The sequence below is a fragment of the Pseudoalteromonas sp. R86517 genome, from assembly GCF_042466295.1.
GTDB classification, from domain to species: domain Bacteria; phylum Pseudomonadota; class Gammaproteobacteria; order Enterobacterales; family Alteromonadaceae; genus Pseudoalteromonas; species Pseudoalteromonas atlantica.
In genome coordinates this window covers 198,486-224,902 of the sequence record NZ_JAXHCB010000003.1, presented here as the reverse complement: position 1 = coordinate 224,902, position 26,417 = coordinate 198,486, and the positions used below count along the sequence as shown (strand labels likewise).

23 protein-coding genes are annotated in these 26,417 nt (G+C 42.1%); 12 read left to right on the top strand and 11 right to left on the bottom strand.

The window, feature by feature from the left end:
- The first annotated feature begins 394 nt into the window (after window positions 1-394).
- The 3 genes from SJY38_RS17710 (at window position 395) to SJY38_RS17700 (ending at window position 3,489) form a co-directional block, all read left to right on the top strand.
- A complete protein-coding gene (locus SJY38_RS17710; protein WP_377110441.1) occupies window positions 395-1,933 on the top strand; it encodes a glucan biosynthesis protein in 1,539 nt (512 codons plus the stop codon).
- Window positions 1,934-2,200: 267 nt separating this feature from the next.
- Window positions 2,201-2,512 carry a hypothetical protein gene (locus SJY38_RS17705; protein ID WP_004587081.1) on the top strand — a complete coding sequence of 104 codons (312 nt, stop codon included), beginning with the start codon at window positions 2,201-2,203 and terminating at the stop codon, window positions 2,510-2,512.
- A 416-nt stretch (window positions 2,513-2,928) separates the two neighbouring features.
- Entirely contained in the window at window positions 2,929-3,489 is a 561-nt protein-coding gene (locus SJY38_RS17700; protein WP_164834669.1) for a YrbL family protein, read from the top strand.
- A 110-nt stretch (window positions 3,490-3,599) separates the two neighbouring features.
- On the opposite strand, the gene SJY38_RS17695 is transcribed toward SJY38_RS17700, so the two are convergent.
- The 7 genes from SJY38_RS17695 to SJY38_RS17665 form a co-directional block, all read right to left on the bottom strand.
- Window positions 3,600-4,886: an allantoate amidohydrolase gene (locus SJY38_RS17695; protein WP_377110440.1), complete on the bottom strand. Its 1,287-nt coding sequence runs from the start codon at window positions 4,884-4,886 to the stop codon at window positions 3,600-3,602.
- A 13-nt stretch (window positions 4,887-4,899) separates the two neighbouring features.
- Window positions 4,900-6,129 carry a pyridoxal-phosphate-dependent aminotransferase family protein gene (locus SJY38_RS17690; protein ID WP_377110439.1) on the bottom strand — a complete coding sequence of 410 codons (1,230 nt, stop codon included), beginning with the start codon at window positions 6,127-6,129 and terminating at the stop codon, window positions 4,900-4,902.
- A gap of 3 nt (window positions 6,130-6,132) precedes the next feature.
- On the bottom strand, window positions 6,133-6,957 hold the full coding sequence (locus SJY38_RS17685) for a sulfite exporter TauE/SafE family protein (RefSeq protein ID WP_054981715.1): 825 nt from the start codon (window positions 6,955-6,957) through the stop codon (window positions 6,133-6,135).
- Window positions 6,954-8,528: a gamma-glutamyltransferase family protein gene (locus tag SJY38_RS17680; RefSeq protein WP_377110438.1), complete on the bottom strand. Its 1,575-nt coding sequence runs from the start codon at window positions 8,526-8,528 to the stop codon at window positions 6,954-6,956. Before SJY38_RS17680 ends, SJY38_RS17685 begins: the two co-directional genes overlap by 4 nt.
- The gene (locus SJY38_RS17675) at window positions 8,525-9,733 is read right to left on the bottom strand and encodes an amidase family protein (RefSeq protein ID WP_377110436.1); all 1,209 of its coding nucleotides are present in this window, start codon (window positions 9,731-9,733) and stop codon (window positions 8,525-8,527) included. The genes SJY38_RS17680 and SJY38_RS17675 overlap by 4 nt, the downstream gene beginning before the upstream one ends.
- A gap of 346 nt (window positions 9,734-10,079) precedes the next feature.
- Window positions 10,080-10,562: a putative 4-hydroxy-4-methyl-2-oxoglutarate aldolase gene (locus tag SJY38_RS17670; protein ID WP_377110435.1), complete on the bottom strand. Its 483-nt coding sequence runs from the start codon at window positions 10,560-10,562 to the stop codon at window positions 10,080-10,082.
- A gap of 3 nt (window positions 10,563-10,565) precedes the next feature.
- Window positions 10,566-11,219: a TetR/AcrR family transcriptional regulator gene (locus SJY38_RS17665; RefSeq protein ID WP_024032802.1), complete on the bottom strand. Its 654-nt coding sequence runs from the start codon at window positions 11,217-11,219 to the stop codon at window positions 10,566-10,568.
- 175 nt (window positions 11,220-11,394) lie between these two features.
- Between SJY38_RS17665 and yddG the strand changes: the two genes are divergently transcribed.
- Window positions 11,395-12,315 carry an aromatic amino acid DMT transporter YddG gene (gene yddG / locus SJY38_RS17660; protein WP_024032801.1) on the top strand — a complete coding sequence of 307 codons (921 nt, stop codon included), beginning with the start codon at window positions 11,395-11,397 and terminating at the stop codon, window positions 12,313-12,315.
- Window positions 12,316-12,334: 19 nt separating this feature from the next.
- On the opposite strand, the gene SJY38_RS17655 is transcribed toward yddG, so the two are convergent.
- The 3 genes from SJY38_RS17655 to SJY38_RS17645 all read right to left on the bottom strand — a co-directional run bounded on the left by SJY38_RS17655 (window position 12,335) and on the right by SJY38_RS17645 (window position 15,694).
- The gene (locus SJY38_RS17655) at window positions 12,335-13,201 is read right to left on the bottom strand and encodes an alpha/beta fold hydrolase (RefSeq protein WP_377110434.1); all 867 of its coding nucleotides are present in this window, start codon (window positions 13,199-13,201) and stop codon (window positions 12,335-12,337) included.
- Between the two features lie 392 nt (window positions 13,202-13,593).
- Window positions 13,594-14,088, bottom strand: coding sequence for an ankyrin repeat domain-containing protein (locus SJY38_RS17650; RefSeq protein ID WP_289106660.1), 495 nt, complete (start codon window positions 14,086-14,088; stop codon window positions 13,594-13,596).
- 67 nt (window positions 14,089-14,155) lie between these two features.
- Window positions 14,156-15,694, bottom strand: a complete 1,539-nt coding sequence (locus SJY38_RS17645; protein WP_004587093.1) for a catalase — start codon at window positions 15,692-15,694, stop codon at window positions 14,156-14,158.
- Between the two features lie 373 nt (window positions 15,695-16,067).
- Here SJY38_RS17645 and SJY38_RS17640 point away from each other — a divergent pair, with 373 nt between their 5' ends.
- From SJY38_RS17640 to SJY38_RS17605, 8 genes are all read left to right on the top strand, one after another.
- Window positions 16,068-16,739, top strand: a complete 672-nt coding sequence (locus SJY38_RS17640; protein WP_029772306.1) for an HAD family phosphatase — start codon at window positions 16,068-16,070, stop codon at window positions 16,737-16,739.
- A 381-nt stretch (window positions 16,740-17,120) separates the two neighbouring features.
- Window positions 17,121-18,842 (top strand): cytosine permease, encoded by a 1,722-nt coding sequence (locus tag SJY38_RS17635; protein ID WP_029772305.1) that lies wholly within the window; start codon window positions 17,121-17,123, stop codon window positions 18,840-18,842.
- A gap of 36 nt (window positions 18,843-18,878) precedes the next feature.
- Window positions 18,879-20,402 carry a mannitol dehydrogenase family protein gene (locus tag SJY38_RS17630; protein ID WP_248461835.1) on the top strand — a complete coding sequence of 508 codons (1,524 nt, stop codon included), beginning with the start codon at window positions 18,879-18,881 and terminating at the stop codon, window positions 20,400-20,402.
- A 2-nt stretch (window positions 20,403-20,404) separates the two neighbouring features.
- Complete coding sequence (locus tag SJY38_RS17625) at window positions 20,405-21,322, top strand: carbohydrate kinase (RefSeq protein WP_024032786.1); 918 nt, start codon at window positions 20,405-20,407, stop codon at window positions 21,320-21,322.
- Between the two features lie 636 nt (window positions 21,323-21,958).
- Window positions 21,959-23,425 (top strand): carbon starvation protein A, encoded by a 1,467-nt coding sequence (locus tag SJY38_RS17620; RefSeq protein WP_004589533.1) that lies wholly within the window; start codon window positions 21,959-21,961, stop codon window positions 23,423-23,425.
- A gap of 91 nt (window positions 23,426-23,516) precedes the next feature.
- Complete coding sequence (locus tag SJY38_RS17615) at window positions 23,517-24,209, top strand: cupin domain-containing protein (RefSeq protein ID WP_286745454.1); 693 nt, start codon at window positions 23,517-23,519, stop codon at window positions 24,207-24,209.
- 225 nt (window positions 24,210-24,434) lie between these two features.
- On the top strand, window positions 24,435-24,815 hold the full coding sequence (locus SJY38_RS17610) for an STAS/SEC14 domain-containing protein (protein WP_004589535.1): 381 nt from the start codon (window positions 24,435-24,437) through the stop codon (window positions 24,813-24,815).
- Window positions 24,816-24,968: 153 nt separating this feature from the next.
- On the top strand, window positions 24,969-25,421 hold the full coding sequence (locus tag SJY38_RS17605) for a nuclear transport factor 2 family protein (protein WP_377110430.1): 453 nt from the start codon (window positions 24,969-24,971) through the stop codon (window positions 25,419-25,421).
- Window positions 25,422-25,463: 42 nt separating this feature from the next.
- Here the strand turns inward: SJY38_RS17605 and SJY38_RS17600 are convergent, their stop codons facing one another.
- On the bottom strand, window positions 25,464-26,411 hold the full coding sequence (locus SJY38_RS17600; RefSeq protein WP_377110429.1) for a carbohydrate kinase: 948 nt from the start codon (window positions 26,409-26,411) through the stop codon (window positions 25,464-25,466).
- Window positions 26,412-26,417 lie beyond the last annotated feature (6 nt).

The following is a 26,417-nucleotide window of genomic DNA, read 5'->3' as shown; positions in this document are numbered from 1 at the left end:
CTTTTAAGTGGGTGTTATAAGCTAAAAAAGGATTGAATATGCTACTCGACTTCTCAGTTCTTGTTCACAAGCCTGCATTAATCAGGTATTTATACTAAGCGTAGCAGCGACGCACAGATCAGCATTTCGATTTTAAAGCACTAACTGGCTTTAACTAAGTAAAAGCTATATCAGCCGCATTTATTAAATACAGCTATTCAAACGCAACTATTCAAACACAACTATTCAAACACAACCTCCCCCAAACACAGCTAAGCATAAAAGCTTCGCCAAATAACGTTATTTTAGTAAACGCGAGTTCATATTGCGGTGTGTAATATCTTTACAAGCATTTTAAGTTAGGCGCTTGTAGTGGGCGCTTATTTTTAGACTCCCTTTATTAGAGATACTTTTTATGAAGTTAAAGTTATTTATTGCCGCTATTATTGCCTCCTCTGTGTCGTTACACGCGGCGCAAGCACAAGCAAGTGCTAAGTTTACTTTTGAAGATTTAAAAGCAATGGCAAAAGCCTCTGCCAAAAAGCCCTATACGCCTGTGGAAGTGCCAGCACCTGAGCTTATTGATAAAATTACCTATGACGAACATTGGAAAATACGCTTTAAAGAAGATGAAACCCTCTACCCAAATGGCAAAAAGGCACCGGTGCAATTATTTTACCCTGGGCGATATTTTCCTGAACCGGTAAGTATTTTCATCAGAGATGATAAAAACAACGTTAAAGAACTGCCTTTTAATAATGCACTTTTTGATATGCCTGACGATAGCCCTGCCCACGACCTGCCAGAAGGGTTTGGGTTTGCAGGCTTTAGAATTATGCGCCCTGATATAAAACCAGATTGGATATCGTTTTTGGGGGCGTCTTATTTTAGAACTGATGGCCCTCAGGGGCAATATGGGTTGTCGGCTCGCGGTATTGCAATTAATACCGGTATGAGTGAGCCAGAAGAATTTCCACGCTTTTCGGCATTTTGGCTAGGCCCTGCAGAAAATAAAGGTGAGAGCATGTCTGTGTGGGCATTACTTGAGGGGCCCTCTGTTACAGGTGCTTATCGGTTTGGTTTGAGTAAAGACAACAAAGAGGCCAAAGGGCATGTTACCTCTGTAAGTGCTAATTTGTATATGCGCGCCGATGTAGAGCGCTTAGGTATAGCGCCGCTAACCAGTATGTATTGGTACTCAGAAAAAGATAAAACGGTAGCGAAAGACTGGCGCCCAGAAATTCACGACAGCGATGGCTTAGCGATTCATACTGGGTCGGGCCAGTATATTTGGCGACCGTTAAATAATCCGCAGTCGGTGTCGACCAATAGCTTTATTGATGAAAACCCTAAAGGCTTTGGTTTAATCCAAAGAGATCGTGACTTTAATAACTTCCAAGACGACGGCGTGTTTTACAATAAGCGTTCATCAGCGTGGATCAAGCCTACGGGTGATTGGGGGAGAGGCGCTGTGCAGCTAATCGAAATCCCAACTAAAGATGAAACGTTTGATAACATTGTTGCTTATTGGGTGCCTGAAAAAGAGGTACGTAAAGGCGATGAGTTTACCTTTTCTTATGATATTGAGTGGCGTCCACTCGATCCAAAATCAAAAAACCTAGCAAGTGTTGTTAATACTCGCCAAGGGCAGGGCGGAATTCCTGGCCAGCCTATTCCTGAGGGCGTAAACAAAATGGTGATTGATTTTGAAGGCCCAGTATTTAAAGGCCTAGATAGAGAAAGTGGCATAAAGCCTATTGTTGAAGCCAGTAACGGCGAAATACTGGAGCCAATTGGTGCTTACCCAATAGTGGGTACCAACCAATGGCGATTAGCATTTGATTACAAACAGAGCAATAACGACCCCGTAAGCATACGCGCGTATTTGGTTGATAAAAACGAAGAGGCGATAACCGAAACATGGGTAAGTGATGCAAAGGTAACGATTGAGTAACTATAAAAATTAAAACGGGTGGCCCTATAATTAGTTTTATGTAGCCACCCGAATAACTGCAAAATAAATGTTTTTAGCGAAGGTTAGCTAAAGCAATTCTCTTATTTCAAGATACATCTAATGCTTAGTTATAAATTTAATATGCTAGGCTAACTACTTGGTGAATTTAGCTATTTTAAGTTGCTCCTACTTGTTTTTAAGTTTGCTTGTGTGAATAATAAACATTCGCTCAGAACAATAATAAAAGTAATTAAATTAAGGATGAATATGAAACTTTACCCGTACTCAACAATTAAAACAGAAAACCTTAAGGGCCTGCTTATCGCTTCTAGAGTACTTGGGTTTTTGAGTTACATACTGTTTTTTATAGCTATTTGCATTGGTTTATTTGGTGTTTTTTCTAACCTTGGCGCACCTAAAGATTTAGGGAATGGAATAGTTATGTCTGCACCAAATGCCGGTTTACCTGTGATGATAATGTCAATTTGGGGTGCCGTTTCTGCAGTTTGTATTTTAGCTTTTAGTGGCTTATGTGCAGCTGTTGTATCATGCGAATACAAATATACAAAGTCGGTTTAGCTATATACCAGAGTATTTAGATAGTAAAAACGGGGCTTCTACTATCTAAATATTTATTTGTAAGACTTGGTTAACTACCGCGAACAAATCTAAATTTTTTGTTCTTCTTCCTTAGCTCAATAGCCTGATATTCGTTTTAATAATAATGCAAAAGCAAATCTACCTTAGCTTTTAATACATCCAAACTGTAGCTAATTTACCTTGATAAACCCTAATTTATAGTTAAAATGGCCGGCTTATTTAACGAATGTACCTACTTTATTACTGACATAGTATTAAAAGCTGCATTAATAGATGTAAATACTAAGCGTGCAATTTAAGGCGTGTTATTTACCTCGTTTTATACCAATCCTCCAAATAGGTTACTTAATTAAGCGAATTGGTATTTGTAAATTTACGTTAGGACGAAAATTGGTTTGATCTCATTGAACGACGATTTAATTGTAGGTAAAGGGGCGCATAGAACGTGTTACAGGCACCCTGAGGCACATAATTTATGTATAAAAGTAAGCCATGAAGGGTTTTCGCAGGAGCAAGACCAAGAGCTGGCTTATTATAAGCGACTTAGTAACCGAAATATTCAGTGGCAGTTGTTAGCGCGATACCATGGTACGGTACACACCAATATTGGCACAGGGTATGTGTTTGATTTAGTGATTGATGCAAATAATCAGCCGGCTAAAACGCTAGAATATTATTTAAATCAGCCAAATAGTGAAGCCTTAGCCGAGCCACTATTAAATTTAAAAGATTATTTATTGCACAATTTAGTGATCACCAAAGAAATAAAACCACGCAATATAGCGTGTGTTAATAATAACGGCACCATTGAGCGGTGTGTTGTTGTTGATGATATTGGTAATACTGAGTTTTTTCCTATTAGTAATTACGTGAGCTCATCGGCTAAGCGTAAAATAAATAGAAAATGGCAGCGCTTTGAAGCGAGTTTAAATGAGCTTGGCTTAAGCCTTAATTAAGTTTTAAACACCGATTTTAAATACTGGCTTTAATTAATAACCACAGCCCCATTTAATACGCAGGGCTAAGCTAACAGCACATAGCCTACCCTGCGCTTAATAACCGTTAGTTACTTTTCTAACTCTTTTACATACAGCATGAGTGCGCTGTACATTACGCTAAGGGCTTTTGTTACATCCTCATCAATAACAGCTTCTGCGGGGTGATGGCTTATCCCGCCAGGGCTGCGTATAAATAGCATGCCTACAGGGCAAATAGGGGCAATAGCCATGGCATCGTGCCCAGCGCCAGAGGCAAGTGAAGGCGAGGCTTGGTTATTCAATTTACAGGCACTGCTAAACAATTGCTGAATTTGAGTGTCGCACGCTACGGCGTCGGCCGCATGTGTCCATTGCCAATCAAGCGTTAAATTACGCGATGTAGCAATTTGATCGGCGCGGGTATGTATTGCATTAAGTAATACTGCTAGGTCGGCATCATTTTGTGCGCGTGCATCTAGGCTTATAGTCGTTTTACCGGCAATAACATTTGTAGCGCCTGGGCGAGCATGAATTTGCCCTACGGTGGCTACTTCACCATTACTCGCGTTTTTTGCTAGCTGCTCTATGGCAAGGGTAAGCTCGGCGCAGCCAACTAACGAATCTTGGCGTAAGTTCATTGGTGTAGTGCCTGCATGGCCGCTTTGGCCTGTTAGGGTGATCATAGCGCGTTTGGCGCCAGCAATAGCGGTTACTACGCCTAGCGCCTGGTTTACCGATTCAAGCACTGGGCCTTGCTCTATGTGGGTTTCCCAATAACCGAGTAATTCGTTTTTGTTAAGGGCGGCTTTAGCGTAATCATCAGGGGTTAGGCCAAAATCAAGCATGGCTTGGCGCATACTAATGCCGTTTGTATCTTGTATATTTAACCACTGGGGGTCAAACTCGTTCGCCAGTGCTTTTGAGCCAATTAACGTGGTGGCAAAGCGAGTGCCTTCTTCATCACAAAAGCCCACTACATCTAAATGAAATGGTAAATCAAGCTTAAGCGTGTGTGCAAGGGCGGCTACTTCAATACCTAGTAATACCCCTAAAATACCATCAAATGCACCGGCGTTTGGTACGGTGTCTAGGTGTGAGCCAATAATTAAACGTTTAGCGTTTGGATTAGATGATGCTAAGCGCCCCCATAAATTGCCGACTTCGTCTTGCCACGATTGCATGCCCGCCTCAGCCATCCATTCAGCAGTGACACGGTTACACTCTTTGTGCTCTTTAGATAAATACACACGGTGAATGCCACCTTGCATTTGCGATAGGCCACTGAGCGTTTTACAGCGCAATAACGCGCGCTCGGCAAATTTATTAGCCAGCTCACTGTTTAATAATGGCTCATGGAGGGGGCTTGCAATCGTCATGCTAAATCCTTTTTTATTTATAATGGGCAAGGGCGGCAATAGCGGCTTCGCCTTTAGGGCCTTTGTAACCATTGGCGTGTAAGCAGGCATCTAGGCTTGCCAATGTTTGTAATACGGCATCTTTACGGGCGTTGTAACCCATGGTGCCAATACGCCAAATTTTGCCATGCAGCGGCCCAAACGAGGTGCCAATTTCAATACCAAAGTCGGTTAGCATTTGTCCGCGTACGTGGTCAGCATTAATGCCCTCGGGTATATATACACCCACTACGTTGTTCATTTTATGGTTTAAGTCGCCAAATACGTTTAAGCCCAGCGCTTGAATACCCGTTAGCATGGCATCGCCGTGTAACTTGTGGCGGGCAACGCAGTTATCTACGCCTTCCTCAATAACAATGCGAGCACATTCTGATGCGCAATACAGCATGCTGGTGGCTTCGGTGTGGTGGTTAAGGCGCTCTTCGCCCCAGTAATTCATGATCATGCCTAAATCAAAGTAGTTTGAGCGTACAAATGGCTCGGTGCCGTCGGTATGCTGCGCGGTACGAATACCCGCTTCTACTTTTTTGCGTTTTTGGATCCAATCGGCGCATTTATCGCTCAGTGTTAAAGGGGCAGAGCCAGACGGGCCACCTAAACATTTTTGCAAACCAACCGAAAGCGCGTCGAGTTTCCACTCATCGGCGGGTAAATCGTTACCTACAATTGATGCGGTGGCATCGCAGTAAAATAATACGTCGTGCTTTTGGCAAATATCGCCAATGTGTTCAAGTGGTTGGTTCATGGTTGTAGAGGTATCGCCCTGTACCATAGCAAGTAAATGGGGTTTTACATCAACAATGGCTTTTTCTATTTGTTCGGGGGTAAATACCTCGCCCCACGGGACTTCTATGGTGTGTACTTTTGCGCCTACGCGCTCGGCTATTTCAGCAAGCAAGTGGCCAAAGCGGCCCATAATGGGCACCAGTACTTTATCGCCTGGGCGTAAAATAGAGCATAAAACGGCTTCTATGCCTGCGCGCGATGTACCATCAACTAACATGGTCCATTCGTTTTTGGTTTTAAAAATTTCGCGATAGCGGGCCATGGTTTCGTTCATAAAACCGGTCATTACTGGGTCGTATTGGCCAATTAGCTGCGCCGACATAGCACGTAGCACGCGTGGATCTGCATTTATTGGACCTGGGCCCATGAGTAATCGCTGTGGCGGATTTAAAGTTTGAATTTGCGTGTCGCTAAACATGTTTTAGGCTCCCAGAGTCTGAATAAGCATACGAATGCCCGTTATCATTAATACAACGGCAAAGGCGCGTTTTAATTGTTTTTGATCTAGCTTGCTACCAATTTTTACGCCAATAGGAGCAAACAAAATAGTAAGCGGAATAATAAGTATAAAAGCAGGTAGGTTTACAAGGCCCCACGTGCCAAGCGGCGCATCGGTGGGTGTAGTACCAATACTTAATAAAGTAATAACGCCCGGTAGCGCAATTAATAAGCCAAATACAGCAGCGGTGCCAACGGCAACATGAGCACGTACGTTAAACGCGTTTAGCATGGGTACGCCAATAGTGCCGCCACCTATGCCAATCATTACCGATAAACCACCGACAATACTGGCCATAATGCCTTGGCCAAATTTACCAGGTAATTTACTAACTAGGGCAGGCGCGCCGGCTCTAAATAACATGTTTAAACTTACTAAAATGGCAATACAGGCAAACATAAATACCAACGCATTACCGCGTATAGAATGAGCTAAGTAGCTACATATCACGGCCATTACCAAAATAAACGGGGCCCAGTATTTAATTAAAGCAAGGTCAATATTGCCTTTTGCATGGTGCGAGCGAATCGACGAAATAGAAGTAGGCACTATGGTGGCAAGCGATGTCGCTGTTGCTATCATCATGGCCGACTCAGGGCTTACGCCAAAGCCTTGCAGTAAAAAGTACAGCACAGGCACAATTACTATGCCGCCGCCTACACCAAATAGGCCTGCTAAAATACCTGCAAAAATACCGGTTGCTATTAAGGCCGCTATAATCGGCCATTGATTTATTATTTCTGTCATTGTGTTCCTGCTGTAGTTACTGTTGCGCGACCATCTGAACGAGGATCGGTGGCTGCTTCAAGGCTGGTAGGCGTATCTAAAATTGCACCTGCATGACCCATCATTTCATTGTTATTATCAACGCTTACCCAGTCGTGGTCACGTTGATTTAATTCATGTTTAACTTGAATTACTAAGCTTTGCTCTACCTTTAAATTTGTGCTTGTATCGCCCCAGGTGCGCCCTAATAACCAACGCGGATCGCTTACTGCTTGGGTAATTGATTTATTACGCCATGCGTAACCACTAAATACTGCAGCTTGTGTTTGTGGCTGGCCTTCGCCGCCCATGGTGCCGTAGGCAAGGCGCCTACCATCGTCAAATTTTGCTAAAGCAGGGTTGAGTGTATGAGCCGGTTTTTTATGCGCTTTTAAGGCATTGGCATCGTTGCTATTTAAACTAAAACTTAAACCGCGGTTATTCCATACAAAGCCGCCTTCGCTCATTAAAATGCCGCTACCAAATTCCCAGTAAACACTTTGAATAAAGCTCACTAGTTGGCCGTTTTTATCACGTGCTGCCATCCAAACGGTATCGCCTGGCTCTGCATTAAATGGCCATTGCTTGGCTTGGCTCATATCTATATTGCTGGCAAGCGCATTTAAGCGCTCATCAGTTAATGCGTTTTTATAATCATCGCCTAGCGCGTCTGGGTCAGCCCAAAGTGTAGGGCGGTGAGTAAAGCTTTGTTTGGTTGCCTCAACAATTAAGTGCATCCAATCGGCCTCTGTTTTGGCTAAATGTTTTAGTTTATTAACAGCGCCAATTATTTGCAGAGAATGCACGCCTTGCGTGGGGGCGGGTAAGTTATAACACTGTATGCCCGATAAATTAGCACTGAGCGGCATTACTAAATCGGCCTGCGTATTAGCAATGTCAGCGCGTGTAATTGCACTGCCTGCGGCAGCTAAATCGTTTGCAAACGACTCTGCTAAAGGGCCTTGGTAAAAGGCGTTTAAGCCATGCTCGGCTAAGTGCTCAAAGGTATTGGCAAGTTTTGGGTTTTTAAAATGTTGGCCCGCTTGCAACGGTTTACCATTAGGTATGTAAAGTTCTTTAAAGGCAGCGTTAGTGTTTGAAGCGGTAGCAAGCTTTTCGCAGCCTGCTTGCAAGCTTTTAGATACTGTAAAGCCATCGCGCGCGAGCTTTATGGCTGGGGCTAAAATAGTACTTAGCGAAAGAGCAGCGTGCTCATCTACCGCAAGGGCTTTTTGCCAGCCGCGAAGTGTTGCAGCCTGAGTAAGCGCGCTTAAACCGCCGCGCTCTGGTATGTGTGGCTCATTGCTATAGGCGCTTATATCGTTTGGTGCGCGCCCGCAGGCATCAATGGCAGTGGGTATACTTTGGTTTGGGTTATCAATAAGCCAAAAACTGTCGCCGCCAATTGAGTTCATATGCGGATATACCACGCTAATCGCAGCCGCTGCCGCTACCATGGCTTCGGTGGCTGTACCGCCTTGTTTTAGTATTAAGGTGCCTGCCTCGGTTGCTGCAAAATGCGGGGCAGTAAAGGCAATGTTGTGTGTGCTCATGCAAGTGTGTCCTGTTTAGAGTGGGCAGCTAATTGTTGTACGCAGGCAAGTAGGCTTTTATCGTTGCCGTGGCTCATCATTAATGAAAACCCATACGGGTGGCCATTTTCTAAATTAGCCAATGGTAAGTGTACTTGCGCCGAGCGGCTCAAGCCCGCAATGGCCGATAAGGTAATTATTTGCATGCGTAAGGCGCTTGTGTCGGCGCCCAATTTAGGTGCAGTTGTGGGTGTGGTTGGCAAAAATAAACAGCTGTTTGTGTTTAGGTTTTTAGCGATTAGTGTTTGCCATTGGGTTTGTACATTTAGTGCTTCTTGTTCTTCTTGGGCGGTTAGAGCAAGCGCCATGTTAAAACGTGCCGCAATTGCCGGAGCAAACTGGGGAAGTTGCCCAGGCAATTGAAGCCAATCTTTATGCGTTTTTGCGATTGCGCGCCCTTGCAGTATTCTAAAGCTGTCAGCCAGTTCGCTTAATAAGCTGCTGTTAGGCAGTTCAAATTCTTTATGGTGTTTAAAACAAGGTTTGGTTTTTTCAAGCAACTGTTTAAGTGGGGCTTGTAAAACAGGGTCAACCAGCTCAAATAATGGCTCGCAAATAACTAAAGTATCAACGTTATTAATAGCTTGATTTGGTAACAGTACATTGCCTACATCGCTTAGCAGCTCTGCATTTTGCGTAAGCCAGCCAATGGTATCAAATGGGGGCGCTAGCGGTATTAGGCCATCTTTTTCAATTACGTTATGGCTTGGCCTTATACCAAATAAGCCACAATAACTTGCCGGTATCCTTATAGAGCCACCAGTATCAGTGCCTAAGCCAATATCGGCTAGGTTAGCCGCCACAGCTGCTGCCGAGCCCATACTTGAGCCGCCACTTGCATGGCCTTTAAGTTTTGGGTTTTGTGCTGCACCATAGTGAATGTTATTGCCCTCTAAGCTGTAGGCCAGCTCATCGGTATGGGTAAAGCCTGTAAAGCTACAACCTTCATTCATTAGTTTGTTTACGGCACTTGCTGTTTGCTGTGCAGGTTTTGCTGCTTTAAACCAGCTTGGGTTACCTGCGCTGTTGCGCTCGCCTTTAACAGCAAATACATCTTTTACCGCAAGGCGCTTATTTACAAGTTTGCCGTGGGTTTGTGTTTGCCATGCGTTAGGGCCATGGCCACAAAAAATACCGGTAAAATTATTATGTGTTTTGGTACTCATATCACCACTCGTTATAAAGTAAATCTGACCAACTGGTTATAATCAGATTTAGGATGATTAAAAAGACGAATTAGTTATTATTATTTTTCAGCCCACTGCGTAACATCTTATTTCTATTTTACAGAGCCTGATCCGCTTTTTAATCGGTTAGCTATTATATTGCCTAAAAGCTAAGCAAAAGCAATGCCAAATGCAATAAAGCTGTCCGTTCGGTCAGGTTTTATTTGGTTTGTATGGGGTTTAGCAGATATTTATAAAAATATAAGTATTAAAGAAGGCGTAATTTAGAGGTGAAAACACACCAAGTTGGTGCGTGATTGCACCAACTTGGTTGCAAGTGTGGCGTTTATAGTAATGCGTTAGGGCTAATAATTAAGCCATTTATATCGGCGTATAGCCAATCGTTAGGGTTAATTGTGGTACTAAGCATGGTCACTGTTTGATTTTTATCTCCAAAGCCACGCTTTAATGTACTGCGCGGGGTTGAGCCCAGTGCCATAACCGGCAAATCCATTGTGGCAAGTATTTCAATGTCGCGACAACAGCCGTTAATAATCACGCCTTCCCAGCCATTTTTTAACGCGCGCTCCGCCATAATATCGCCTATAAAAGCAAAACGTTTGCTAGCAAAGCCATCAATAACCAGTACTTTACCTTTACCGTTTTCATGCAGTATATCGGCGGCAAACGAGTTATCGTCTGGGCAGGTAACGGTAACTGCTTGGCCACTAAACGTGGTTTTTTTACCAAAGTGGCGCAGGCCGCTGTCGGCGACTTGTACGCTATTGCGGTGATCGTCAAATAAGTCTGGGGTGGTAAAGTTATCCATGGGTTAAGCCTCACTGTGCTCAGGTATTTTTAAACCAATACCTTTTAAAATTATGTGGGCAGTTGATTGCGTTATTTGTGCCACATCGGTTTCGTCGTATTCTAATTTGTTCATTACCAGTAGCACTTCGGCCTGAAAGTCGGCGTAGTACTGCGTAGTTGACCAAATGGTAAATAATAAATGGTAAGGGTCAACATTATCCATTTTGTTTGCATCTATCCAGGCCTGAAACACGTCTACCTTTTGTTTTACCCACGGGCGTGTGTTGGTTCTAAAGTAGTTTTGCAAATAAGGAGCGCCGCGCAGTATTTCACTGGCAAATAAACGTGATTGCAGCGGCTGGTTTACGGCAAGTATGACTTTGCTTTTAATATAGTGATACAACACATGCGCAGGGTCGTCCTCAGGGGTTACGTTATCTAAGCCTAAGTTCCAGTGTGCGATAATGCGGTCTATTACGTTTTCGTATAGGCCGTCTTTGCTTTTAAAATAATATAAAATATTGGCCTTAGGAACGCCTGCTTCTTTGGCAACCATACTCATACTGGTGCCATCGTAACCAAGCTGAGAAAACAATTGCTCGGCGGCATCGAGTATTAATGTTTGGTTTTTTACTCGGGTGAGTTCTTTTTTATTTGGCTTTGTTTGTGTGCTCATTATGGCCATGCTGTTTTTAACGTGTTGAATGATTGTAACTTTACTGACCAAAAGGTCAAACACTTAAGTGCAGGCCAAAAACATCTTTATAACAATAAATGATGAGCAACAATTGTTTAACCCAATAATTACTGTTAGCGTAACGTCAAACGTAAGTAGTACTTTTAGGTAGTTAATGGACTTTTTTTCTAATCATAAATACACGCTTTATGGCATTGCCGCTATTTTATTATGGAGTTGTTTAGTGGCTCTGCTCAGGGATGTTTCGGAGTTATTTGGCCCCATAGGAGGGGCGGCACTCATGTACAGTGTAAGCGCGCTGTTTTTAATTTTGGTAATGGGGCGGCCTAAGTTTGCTGGGTTTAATAAGCGCTATATTATTTGGGGTACTGCTTTATTTGCACTTTACGAGGTGTGTTTAGCGCTGTTTGTAGGGCTTGCTAATAATCGCCACCAAGCGGTAGAAATGGCGGTTATAAATTATTTATGGCCCACACTTACCATTTTGCTCAGTATTATAGTTAACCGTAGTAAAGTAAGTGTTTGGATTTACCCCGGTATGCTGCTTGCTTTTTTTGGTGTGGCTTGGTGCGTTGGTGGCGATAGTGGGTTATCTCTTAATAGTATTATGGGCAATTTTGCCAGTAACCCAACGGCCTACTTGTTGGCGTTTGTAGCGCCTTTTATTTGGTCTGTTTACTGTGTAATTACTCAAAAAAATAGCAATGGGCAAAATGCCATTGTGCTGTTTTTTATCGCCACGGCACTAAGCTTATGGGTGTTGTATGGATTAAGTGACGAGCCAAAAATGACCTTTACACTGCACGCGACCGTAACGCTTGTGCTAGCTGGTGTGGTTGTTGGCAGCGGGTATGCTCTTTGGAACCAAGCTATTATTGGCGGTAACTTAATGTTGCTTGGTACGCTTTCGTATTTTACGCCGGTTTTTTCGGCGATTATTTCGGCGCTTTATTTGTCTATTACGCTTAGTGCCTCGTTTTGGCAAGGAGTAATAATGGTAACTGGCGGCTCACTCGTATGCTATTTCGTGACGCGTGAAAAACCAGTTAAAAAGCAAATTAACGCCGTAAATTAACGGTGTAAACGCATCCTTTTTAACTATGTTTGTTTAGCCAGTTAAGCGCAAGTGGCCATAATCCGTCAGATTTTTTGCTAAAAAATTTCATATGGCCAATTTCCTTCAAACCATAGTCGTGTGGGTTTAAGGTTAGGGTTTGTGCTTTTAATTTAGGAAAAACCGAGAGCATATCGGCAACATTTGCATTGTTAGCAATATCGTCATCGGTAGCATTAACCCATATTGAGGGCATAGAAAGTGTGTTGTAACAGTGTTGAAATACGGTATCACCAAATGCTGATTGCACATACCCTTGGGCGTTACACCATTTGCGCCATTGTTTAGCTACGCCCTTAGGTAGTGGCTCGCCCATGCCAAACCACTGCGATTTAGTATGACCAAACAAGGCATTACTAAGAGGAATAACCCCATTCATAAAAAAGTGCGCTTTAACCTGATACGCTAAGCTCATATTAGTTAATTTACCCGACGAGCAAGCAAAATTAAACGCGGAGCTTAGCTCGTTGGCGTTATGCATTAGCCCCACTAATTGCCCACCGGCGCTATGACCCACTAAATGATACTGCGTATTAGGAAATACCCTTTGCAAATGCTCAAGCACCGCAGGCATGTCTTGCTCACCCCAACTTTGTAAACTGGCTTTGCTTTTTTTAATGCTGCGGTTAAGCGATTGGCCAATGCCACTGTTATCAAACGTAATAACGCCAAAGCCATTTTGCTGTAAGTAAGTAGCAAAGTTTGCATAAAACTGCTGCTTTATACCGGTTGCAGGGGCAATCATCACCACGCCTTTAATAGGGCTGGTGGGTGTAAATACACGGGCGCTTAGGGTTTGCCTGTTATTGCAGGTAATAGTGGTGTGCTCAAAGTGTGGTGCGGTCATTAGAATTATTATTTCCCATATAAAGTACACAGGTAAAAATAATAGCTGGTTAGACCAGTCTCGGCAAGAGGGGCGTGCGTTGTTTATACCAACCCCATTAAGTATGTGTTCTAAATTTTACCCAGAAAAAACAATTCAGTTTAGGCGTAAATTGATGTAAATGGTTGTTCCCTCGACGAAAATTACAACAAAGAAATGCGTTGTTTTAGCAAGTAAAATAGATCAGCTATTTATTGGCGTTGGTATTAAACCACGCCCCAGATGAAATGGGGCGAGAGGAAGGTTTAAATAACTCAAGGGTACTACTTATTTTGCTAAAGCCGTGTTATTGGCTGCTAATTTAGCCTTATTGTCACTAACAATAACGGGCTAATGGGTATATTAAAAGTTGGTTAATTAGATTTACTGTTTACCTGTGCTAATAAGTCGAGCACTTTTTGTTGGCCAAATTTTTGGGCAAATTGCTCGGCTGTTTGACCGGCTTTGTTTTGATGTGCGTTATCGCAATCAAGGCTAACAAGTGTTTTAGCTATACTAAATTCACCTCTAAATATGGCGGCCATTAGGGCTGTGTTACCGCGGTTGTCTTCAAGGCAGGCATTAGCGCCTAATTGCAATAAGGTGTTTACCGTATTTTTATTGCCGTGGTAGGTGGCAATCATTAGCGCGGTGTAACCTTTGTTGTTGTAACTATTAATAGGAATGCCAGCATCAACAAATTGCGTTATTACGGCGGTGTCGTCGGTGCGTGCGGCTGCAAAGTAATAAGCAAGTAAGCTGTCGTATTGCGACTGGGCGGTGCTTTGTTCCGTTACAGGGCTTTGTGGCTCATTGGCAAAGCTTGAAAAGCTCATCACTAAAGTAAATATAATAAGTAATTTACGCATACTGTTTACCTTTTTAAAAAAGAGGAAAGCTAGGCTTTCCTCAATAACTTACAGGTTGGGTAAAATATTAAAGCTTAGCGGCTAGTTGCTTAACTTGTTTCATGTCGCCGTTTACAGCGTTAGTTAAGCGTGTACCGTATTCGCTATCTGCTTTGTAGAAGTGGCTAAGCATTTTGTGCATAACTTTGCTGTCTTTCACTTTGCCTAAATCGCCGGCTAAGTTGTTAACTAAGTTAGTGCGCTCTTGCTTGCTAAAGCTGCGGTAAAGTACACCCGCTTGAGCAAAGTTTTGCTGCTTTTTAATTGCTGCTTGTTGTACGTAGCCTTTAAGCTCTGTGTTACTTCTGCGTGCAATTGGGTTTTCTGCAACGTTTTCGTGACTTGGTTGGTAGTTCACGTTACTTGTGGTATTACCGTAGTTCATTGCGCCGTCTTGGTTGTAGTTAACCACTTCAACTTTTGCACGGTTAATTGGCAATTGTTGGTGGTTAGCACCTAAGCGGTACATTTGCGTATCGGCGTAAGAGAAAACACGCCCTTGTAAAAGTCTGTCTTCAGATGGCTCAATACCCGGAATTACATTTGCCGGTGCCATTGCAACTTGTTCTGTAGATTGGAAGAAGTTAGTTGGCATACGGTTTAGGGTCATGGTGCCTACTTTAGTTTCTTTAACGTCTAACCACATTTTTGTTGCATCTAATGGGTTGTAGTCAAAGTCATCTAACTGCGACGGATCAAGGGTTTTAATGTAAAGATCCCACTTAGGGAAGTTGCCTTTACCAATCTCGCTGTATAGGTCGCGTGTTAAGTGTTGGAAGTCTTTACCTTGCACTTCGTTTACTTCTTTAGCATCAAGGTTGTCTATACCTTGTTGGCTTACCCAGTGAAACTTAACGTATTTAACATCGCCAGACTTATTAATCATTTTGTAAGCATGTACGCCCCAACCGTCCATTTTACGTAGGCTTGCTGGTGTACCGTAGTCGCTGTATACCCACGTTAACATGTGAGTAGAACCTGGCTCGTATGAGAAAAAGTCAAAAAAGCGGTTAGGATCTTGAATGTTATCTACCGGTGATGGCTTTAACGAGTGAACCATGTCTGGAAATTTAATCGCATCGCGAATAAAGAATACCGGTAAGTTGTTACCTACTAAATCCCAGTTACCTTGGTCGGTGTAAAACTTAGTAGCAAAACCACGTGGGTCACGCAGTGTTTCTGGGCTACCTTTTGAGTGAATTACTGATGAAAAACGTACAAATACATCAGTTTCTTTGCCCGCTTCTGCAAACGGTGCAGCAATTGTTAAGTCATCTAATTCTTTAGACGCTACAAACACACCGTGTGCACCTGTACCACGCGCATGCACTACACGCTCAGGAATGCGCTCACGAGCAAAACGTTGTAGCTTTTGAATTAGGTGTACGTCTTCAAGTAATACACTTCCGCGCTCACCTGCGGTAATAGAGTTTTGGTTGTCGCCAACAGCTGCGCCGTTGTCTTTAGTAAGGGTAGTTGCGGCACTTGCAGGTAATGCCATTGCTAAAGCTAATGCGCTTAGCGTTAACGTAGATTTATTATTAATCGTGTTTTTTTGAGTATTCATTGTCGACCTCATCTGTATAAAAGTGCCGGCAGTGTTGCTGGCTGTTTAACTGTTAACGAGTGTATTAACAAAAGTGAATTCGGTAAAATTGATTGTTTAGATTGGAGTAATCACAAATTTAGATTGTTGTTTGCGTGCTGCCTTCTATTTTCTAAATAGCGGTTTTGCAATGTTCGACCTTAGTCGTAATTGCAATTTTGAAATCAATGAAAATACAGACAATTTCATATTTAATGAATAAATATTCACCACTATGGTGCGTTTTTCACTAACAAGATGTTGACTTATTATAACAATAAAGAGAATATGCTCACTTGCTGGGCTTATGCTCAAGTTAAGGTTGCACCAAACTAGGTGCATAAAAAGGGGCAATATGAATACTAAAATAGAATTAGTTATTTTTGATTGTGATGGCGTTGTTATAGATAGCGAAATATTAAGCGCGCAAGTGTTAATAAACATGCTTGCAGAGATTGGCGTTAATATTGACCGAGCCTATGTACAGCAATATTTTTTGGGCTGTAATTTTAAAACAGTCACCCAAAACTTATTCGATACCTTTAACGTGACCTTAGCTGAGAGCTTTGAAGCCGATTACCGAGAAGCACTATTAAACGAGTTCGAAACTGCATTAATGCCAACTAACGGCATTAAACACGTGCTAGAGCAATTATCTGTACCTTGTTGCATTGCAACAAGCAGTAGCCCTAAACGCACCGCTAAAGCGCTTAATGTGGTTAATTTATCGCAGCACTTTAATAAGGTATTTACCTCAAGTGAGGTAAAAAATGGTAAACCAGCGCCCGATTTATTTTTACATGCCGCTGAGCAAATGGGCGTAAAGCCACAAAATTGTTTAGTGATTGAAGATTCAAAAGCCGGCGTGTGCGCCGCACTTGCCGCCAATATGCAGGTTTTGCATTACAGCGGGGGTGGGCATATGCAAGATGCAGTGAACTTTGTTCACCAAGCTTACCCAGAGGTAGCGCATTTAACGCATTGGGATGACTTTTATAAGCAGTACCCAACATTACAAACACAGTAATAGAATATCAACGTTGAGCTTTATGACACTGACAAAGCTTAACGTAAAAATGCATTAATTATTAAATAGTTATAGTAGTAGCATTATAAAAAGGCACGGTGATTTACTCACTATTAATTTAAATAAATAACACTTATTTAAATTAATAGTTAACCTGAACTTTGGTTAAGAGATTTACTAACATATTAAATCAAAAGTGATATCTATGTTTATTTTCTCTAGCCAGAGATTTACAGTGAAAACAAGGCGAAATTACGCGTCAATAGCTAGCCTATTGCAAGTAAATTTACGTAGTTAGCGCTGGAAATAGCTGCTTGAGATAGATTTATTATCCAGAGTTCAGGTTAGTTAGGGCTGTGCTTAAAACAATAGGAAAATACCATGGCATCAAGTCCACACACACAAACATTTAACGATGTTAACGAAGAGCAATTGCCCGTTGCTAATCATAAGCTTCATGGTTGGAAGCACTTTGCCGGTTTATACGCTGGTGAACACGTTGCTGCAACCGAGTTTGTTATTGGTGCAACCTTTGTTGCATTAGGCGCATCGACCATCGACATTTTATTAGGTTTATTAATTGGTAACCTATTAGCTATGTGTTCGTGGTGGTTAATTACCTCTCCAATTGCGGTAGAAACACGCTTAAGTTTATACAACTACCTAAATAAAATTGCGGGTAACTCAATGACCAAGCTCTATAACTGGGCAAACGTGGTCATATTTAGTGTGATATCCGCCGCCATGATCACGGTATCGGCAACCGCAGTGCGGTTTTTGTTTGATATACCCGCGCAACTCGATTGGTACCCTAACAGCTTAGCATTTGTGGCCATTGTTTTATCGGTTGGCTCTATTGTTGTATTTGTGGCTATGTATGGTTTTTCAACCGTTGCTGATTTTTCTAAAATTTGTGCGCCATGGTTATTTGTTATTTTTATAGCGGGCTCGTTTGCCTTGTTCCCTGAGCTTTCTAATCATGTATTAGGAGTAACTACGCTAACAGGGTTTGATGACTTTATGGCGATAGGGGATTCTTCTATTTGGACCGGTACCACCGCTGATGGCGAAAAAGGTATTGGCTTATTAGAGGTTATTGGTTTTGCATGGGCTGCAAACTCTATTACCCACTTTGGCTTAATTGATATGGCAATTTTTAGATTTGCTAAACGCAAAAGCTACGGTTTGTTTTCAGGCGTAGGTATGTTTTTTGGCCATTACTTAGCATGGATCTCGGCCGGTATTATGGGCGCAGGTGTTGCGGTATTACTTAAAACAACTATTTCATCACTTGACCCAGGTGACGTTGCTTACCACGCATTAGGCTGGACAGGCTTTGTTATTGTAATTATTGCGGGCTGGACTACAGCTAACGCCAACCTTTACCGCGCAGGCCTTGCAGCACAATCTATTTTTGTTGACCAATCGCGCGAGCGCACTACCGCAATTGTCGGTGTTGTAACCGTTATAATTGCGTGTTTCCCGTTTGTATTTTCGCAAATGTTACCGCTTTTAACTTACGCAGGCTTATTAGTAGTACCTGTAGGCGGCATTGTATTTGCCGAGCATGTTTTATTTCCTAAAATTGGTTTAACCCGCTACTGGGCTAAATACAAAAACATTACACGTAGCGTACCGGCCATTGCCTCTTGGGCATTAGCACTTGTGTTTGGCTTTGGTTTAAATGCGATTGATGTAATGTCGTTTTACTACTTATTTATTCCTACTTGGATTTTCACCATTGTTATTTACACGCTACTGGCTAAAAAGTACGGCGCAGGTGAAGACTACAGCAAAGAAATTGCAGCAGAAGAGCAAGAGCAGCAAGACATTAAAGAGTACCAAGCAGGGCTTGCAGAAAACGTTCAAGCTCCGGTTGTTGATAACTCAATGCTAACCAAAGTGTTAAATGGCGTGTCGACTGTTTCGTTACTTATTATTTTTGGCTTTGCCAGCCAAGTAATGTTTTTTAGTGACAGCATGAGCATTTACGCAGGAAATAAATCTCAGTTTGAAATTGCATGTTTTATTTGCACCATTATTTATTTTGCAACCGCTTACTGGTCGCTATTGCGCCATAAAGCACTCAATACTGCATCTTAATTTAAATTTTTAATATTGTTTTAGTAAGGCCGCACCATGACGCAACACCAGCACACTGACGCTCTTGTTAAAGGGCTAAACCAACAAAGCTTGGCAGATATGCCAAGCCATGTAGATACACCAAACTACGACCGTAGTAAGCTAAAAGCGGGTATAGTTCATATTGGTGTGGGCGGCTTTCACCGTGCTCACCAAGCGGTGTACATTAACGAGCTATTAAAAACGCCAGGTGCTGAACAGTGGGGTATTTGTGGTGTTGGCTTATTAGAAGGTAACCGTGGTCTGCGCGATATTTTAAAGCAACAAGACTACCTTTACACGCTAACGGTAAGACACCCAAACGGGCAAATAGATAACAAAGTTATTGGCTCTATGATTGACTTTTTGTTTGCTCCAGAGGACAAGCAAGCGGTTATTAATAAGCTTGCGCACAGCGATACGCATATTGTGTCGTTAACCATTACCGAAGGCGGCTATAACTTTAACCCAGTAACGGGTGAGTTTGATTACTCAAACCCAGACATTATTAACGACATTAATAACCCGAACGACCCAATTACGGCGTTTGGCTACATTACTGCTGCGTTAAAGCTACGTAAAGAACAAGGCCTTGATGCGTTTACAGTACAGTCGTGCGATAACATTCAGCACAACGGTAATGTAACGCGTAAAATGCTACTTGCCTTTGCGGCCGAGCAAGACAAAGAGCTAAGCGAGTGGATTGCTACTAACGTAACTTTCCCAAATGCAATGGTTGACCGTATTACGCCAGTATCTAAAAAGAGCGATATCGACTACGTTGTTGATGCGTACGGTGTTAGCGATGAATGGCCAATTACCTGTGAGTCGTTTACTCAATGGGTAATTGAAGACTCATTTTGCTGCGGACGCCCAAATTGGGATAGCGTTGGCGCACAATTTGTAAGTGACGTAACACCTTTTGAGACCATGAAAATACGCTTATTAAATGCAGGCCATTCGGTACTGGGTTTATTAGGCTCTGTACATGGCTACGGCACAATTGACGAAACAGTATCAGATCCTTTATTTGCTAAGTACTTACGTGCGTTTATGGATAGAGAAGTAACGCCTAACCTAGAAAAATTAGAAGGCATTGATCTTGAAATCTACAAAGACACGCTAATTGAGCGCTTTGCTAATCCAAACATTAAAGACAGCTTATCGCGCATTTGTTCAGAAAGCGCAGCAAAGCTACCTAAGTTTTTAATTGCCACTATTAACGAAAATCTAGCCCATGGCCGTGATGTATCACTTGCGACCCTGGTTATTGCTGCATGGTGTTTTTACAGCGATAAAGGCGAAGATGAGCAAGGCAATAAGCTTGAAATAATCGATGCAATGCAAAGCGAGTTACATGAAGCCGCGGCTAAAACGGCGACTGATGACCTTGCATTTTTATCGCTAACTAGCTTATTTGGCGATTTAAATACGCAAAGTGCCTTTACGTCTCACTACAAAAACAATGTAGAAGCGTTATACGCACCGGCTAGCAAAATTAAAGCAATTATGAATAACGTGCTTGAGCCTAAAGGTAACTAATAATGAGCATTTTAATTGATTCTAAACAAGGTAAAGACGTAAGCGTAAGTTGCTTTGGCGAAGTACTATGGGATTGTTTTGCAAACGATAAACGCTTAGGCGGCGCGCCGCTTAACATGTGTGTGCGTATTAACTCACTGGGCATTAAAGCCGACATGATAAGCGCTGTAGGTAACGATGAACTGGGTACTGAGCTACTAGGCGAAATTAAAAGCAAAGGCGTAAGCTGCGAATACATTGGCGTTAATAACGACAAAAAAACCAGCACAGTACAAGTTACCTTAGATAAAAGCGGCTCAGCCAGCTACGAAATAGTTGCCGACACCGCGTGGGATAACATCGAGCTTACAGACTCACTTATTGAAAAAGTAAAAGCCAGTGATGTATTTGTATTTGGCAGCCTAATTGGCCGAAGCGAAGCCTCACTTGCTACATTAAACCAATTAGTTGATGTAGCTAACTTCAAAGTGTTTGACGTAAATTTACGTGCGCCACACTACACGTTAGACACATTAGTAGATTTAATGAATAAAGCCGACTTCATCAAATTAAACGATGAAGAGCTTTATGAAATTGCCAAGGCAATGGGCTGTAAGTTCCATTCACTTGAGCAAAACTTAGCGTTTATTGCACAGCAAACTAACACCGAATACTTATGTGTAACTAAAGGCAGCCACGGTGCACTACTAACCATTAAAGGCGAAAATTACTATAACTCAGGTTATTTAATTAGCGTTGTGGATACAGTAGGCGCGGGGGATTCGTTTTTAGGGTCGTTAATTTATCAGCTTTGTAGTAGCGATTGTGCACAACATGCTGTTGATTTTGCGTGTGCAGTTGGTGCAATGGTGGCCGAAAGTGCCGGTGCTACACCTACACTGACTCATGAACAAATTAACGAGTTTATGAGCCCAGCGTAACGTAAAAAATCACAGTTACACCCAATCATTGTGTGTGTAAGCGGCTTTACTTTTATAGTAAAGCCGCTTTTTTTTGCTTTAATTTTTATTAATAAAGCCGTTTAAATTAAGTGTTGAGCAAGGTGCATAAAAAGTAACTCAAATAGGGTCTGTTGACCTTTGCAGTTTGAAATTTGTTCAAACTAGGGGCGGTTTAATCGCGGCGCGAGGTTTGTAACCTAGTGGGCTCGATAACTGCTCCTGCGTTATCCTAATGACTTACATCCATGTAAGAATAAGTCAAAACCGAGCAAAGCTTCCGCGTCCTGCTCACGCCCCTTACTTACATCCATGTAGGCAACAAAGAGTAAATCGCCCCTAGGCTGAACCCGAAGGGCAGCGCCTGTTTGGCATTAATGCTGCGTTATCGCCTACTTATGGGGAATAACCACACCACATAGGCTCTGCCTTGCCTAAATACCAAACAGGCTGCTGCAAATTTAACCTTGAAAGGTCTACAGACCCTTGTGTATTAGCTATTCGTCTTATAGCGGGGGGATTAATACTTTGTTAATGTTCGTCGATTATTCATGGATTGAAAGGCGGGGCGGCAATTAGGCGCTCTATACTCCAAATACAAAAAGAGAAACGTGCTTTATGATCATCTTTTTTATCTGCATAACAATCTTAATACTGGGATATAAGTTTTATAGCCCGTTTGTTGAAAAACAAGCAGGTATGGATACAACAGTTGATACACCACAAAAACGCTTTAGCGAAGGTGTTGACTATGTAGCCATTCACCCTGTGCGTGCATTTTTAATTCAATTTTTAAATATTGCGGGTGTAGGCCCTATATTTGGCCCAATTTTGGGTGCGCTTTACGGACCGGTAGCACTTGTGTGGATTGTGCTTGGTAACGTATTAGGCGGTGCAGTACACGACTTCTTCTCGGGTGTGATGAGCATTAAAGAAGATGGCAAAAGCTTACCAGAAATAGCAGGGCACTATTACAACGTTGTGTTTAAAGGCTTTATGCTAATATTTACAGCCATGCTGCTGTTTTTTGTGGGCGTTGTATTTATTATGAGCCCAGCAGGCTTATTAAGTAATTTAGATGTATTTGAAGGCACTTTTTTTGCTAATAATACTTTTTGGGTTTTGGCTATTTTAGCGTACTACTTTTTAGCAACGCTGCTACCTATTGATAAAATTATTACTAAGTTTTACCCGCTATTTGGCTTATTAATGATTGTAATGACTACATTAATAGCCGGTGCGTTATTACTAGATGCGCCACACTTACCAGTTGCAGGCGACTTTTTAGCCTACTTTGAAGCCGACCACGCGCATGACTTTTTAGAGCCAAACCCTGATGGCCTGCCAACCTGGCCGTTATTGTTTATTACCATTACCTGTGGTGCTATTAGTGGCTTTCACTCTACCCAAGCGCCTATTATTGCCCGCTGTTTAACAAACGAAAAATACGTACGCCCAGTATATTACGGCGCAATGATGTGTGAAGGCATTGTAGGTTGTGTATGGGCACTTGCGGGTATTGCTGCATTCCCAGAAGGCTACGCTGGCTTAAAAGCATTGCTTGATCAAGGTGGCCCAGGTTTAGTGGTTAACCATGTAGCAAATAGTTACTTAGGCGTAATGGGCGGTATTATGGCTATTATTGCTGTTGCGGTGTTCCCTATTACCTCTGGCGATACGGCGTTCCGTTCACTACGTTTAACCGTGGTTGATGCATTTAATATTCCGCAAAGCTTACGTAATCGCTTATTACTGGCAGTGCCAATTTTAACGATTGCCTTTTTTATGACTAAATTAGATTTCTCAGTTATTTGGCGCTACTTTGCATTTTCAAACATGCTGCTTTCAACCAGTGTGCTATGGCTTGCAACTAAGTACTTATTTGATAGACGTGCATTCCACTGGATCACCAGCATACCTGCCGTTATCGCTACTGGCGTAACACTTTCGTACATTATGACTGCTGCTATTGGCTTTAATTTATCGGCCGACTTAGGTAAACCAATTGGTGCCGCTGTGGTTGTTATTGGTTTAGTAGGTTTAGTGTTTGTACACTCTAAGCATAAAAAGCTAGATGTAGCGTAAAGCGTTAAAAATTAAATAAGCGAGCTTAATAAGCTCGCTTTTTTTATGCATAAAATTTACTCTCACACTATGCAATTTTAAAGGTAATAAAATGAAAATAGCCGCCGATTTTACCCAGAGAGTCGTTGTTCATAGTGAGCAACTTAATTGGAACCCTTCGCCAATGGCGGGCGTTGATAGGCGCCCACTTGATAGAGTAGGCGCAGAAGTAGCCCGTGCTACAAGCATTGTACGTTATGCACCAGGGAGCGAGTTTTCGCCTCATGTGCATACAGGCGGCGAAGAATTTATAGTACTAGAAGGCGTATTTCAAGATGAGCATGGCGATTTTCCACAAGGCTCTTATATTCGTAACCCACCGCAATCAAAGCACAAACCAGGCTCTGATGAAGGCTGCATAATATTTGTAAAGCTTTGGCAATTTCAGCCACAAGATAGAACCCACGTACGCTTACAAACACAGTATATGGGCAGCGTGGAACACGCCACATTTAAAGGCCTTGCCATAACCCCACTTTATAAAGATGACTTTGAAGATGTGAGCTTATTGCATTTTGAGGCAGACGCTAACATGCAAATTAGCGCAAGCGGGGGTGCTGAGTTACTCGTGCTTGAAGGCGATATAAGTGAGCAATCAGACGTATTAGTAAAACACAGCTGGTTAAGGCTGCCTATTAATAGTGAGCTTAATATAACCGCAGGTAAGCAAGGTGCAAAAGTGTGGCTTAAATTAGGGCATTTAACAGATGTAGATAAGCAAATAGAGCGCGTACAAAACGCTTAGCAAATAGCATTATTTAGCAGTATTGTTTGATTTAGTTCAGTACTAATTAACTTAATACGGTGTAGTTTTATGATTTAACTCAGTAAGTGATGGGTATTTTTGGGGTTTTTATTTTTTAAAGGGAATAATTTCACTTTATAGGCTTTAATTAACTCCAACTTTCGTTATTAAACCCATTCACACAGGCTGTAAATAACATAAGCGCACCCGATTAAGGAGAGCAGCATGGTACACACAACACATGGTTTATCTATTGGTATTGAACGCGCAGGCCGAGAATTTTTTTTAAAACTAAAAGCTGTAGGAACGCTAACCCACGACGACTATAAAGTCATTACCCCCATGATCGACTCAGCGCTTGGCGAGGTTAAACACCCTATAGCAAACGTGCTTATTGATGCCAGCGAGCTAGAAGGTTGGGAGCTTCGCGCCGCGTGGGATGATTTAAAGCTTGGCGTAAGGCATTCAAAAGAATTTAATAAAATTGCTATTTATGGCAATCAAGAATGGCAAGCCCGCATGGCTAAAATAGGCAACTGGTTTATATCGGGTGAGGTGCAATACTACGAAAACGCCACCGCCGCCATCGATTGGCTAGATGAATAGCTTGATTGAAAAGTTTAAGTTAAAGCACTCTTATAGAGTGCTTTTTTATATAGGAGCGTTAATAAGTTTTTGAATTTGCTTTATTTAAATTGTTAATGTTGCTTAATTAAAATACACTCCTTAGTACTAATAAAACTATACATTATAATAACAATGAAACACGTACTTGCCCTTTTTGCATTACTCATTTTTTCTACATCAATACATGCAAAAGACAACACCATATTTACGCCCGTGAGCGATTTATTTTTAGCTGTTTCTAACTTTGATCACGTAAAAATGCGCGCGGCTGTTGACGATTCATTCTTGCTTTTAGAGCACGGTGAAGTGTGGACTATTGATGACTTTGTAAATGTTGTTAAACCCGCTGATTACATAAGAACTAATTATTTTAGTGTTATAAATTCGCGTGTAGAAGGAGATGTTGCGTTTATTAATTACTGGAATAAAGCCAACTTTAAAAACGCCGATAAAAGCGGTGACATTTATTGGTTAGAAAGCGTGGTTGTATCAAAAGTGGGTGACAAATGGCTATTATCGCAAATGCACTCAACCCGTTTACCACAAGGTGAAACACCTAAAGGCGTTACTTTTATTAAGCAATAATTATAAATTAGGTTAAGCCCCGCTATTTGGGGCTTTAACTGTTTATATTACATCAGCTAGCACTGGTAATGCCGGAAAAGCGCCTTTAGCTAAACACGCTTTAGAGCCACATTTAAGCGCAAAATGCAGAGCATCTTTTATGCTGGTTTCATCATTTAGTTTATCTGCCAGAACTAAATTACTCCCTAAGTTATTTAAATAGTATAAAACCCCCGCTATAAAGGCATCGCCCGCGCTTGTTGTATCTACTGCGTTTATTTTTGGTGCAGATTCGTTAAGTATAAATGCGCGGTGGTATACCGTAGCAGGCTCAGGCCCGTCGGTTAAAAATACCAGTTTTACTCCGGTATTTAATAGTATTTGAATGTAATCTTCGCCCGTTGTTTCGCTATGCTTTGCTAAAAAATTAAGTTCATCACGCGAAAGTTTAACTATGTCGCAATAAGCGAAGCAGGCCTTTACATTGCTGGCTATATCATGGGTGTTTTCCCACAAGCTGTAGCGTAAATTTACGTCAAAACTAACGAGCTTATTATGTGTTTTAGCAAGTTCTAGCGCTTTAACCGTTGTGCTAGCTATGGCTGGATCGGTTAGGGTGTTTGAGCAAAAGTGCAGGGTGCTTATGCTTTGCCAATTTATTTGCGCTAAATGCGCTTGGGTTAAAAGTACATCGGCTGTGTTATGGCGATAAAAGCCAAAACTACGCTCGCCTGTTTCATCAAGGCTTACTATTACCATGGCGGTTTGTGAGCCAGCAATGGTAAATAAATAGTCTGTATTTACATTGTATTGCGCCAATGCATTACTTAATTGATTGGCAAAATGATCGTCACCTTTACCACCACAAAATGCAGCCTCACCGCCAAGTTTTGCATAGCCAACAGCAACATTAGCAGGCGCACCACCAGGGATGGGTAAGTACGCTGAGTTATGAGCATCTTGTGGCAGCATATCAATTAAAAGCTCGCCTAAGCACAGGAGTTTGGTCATTTGGAA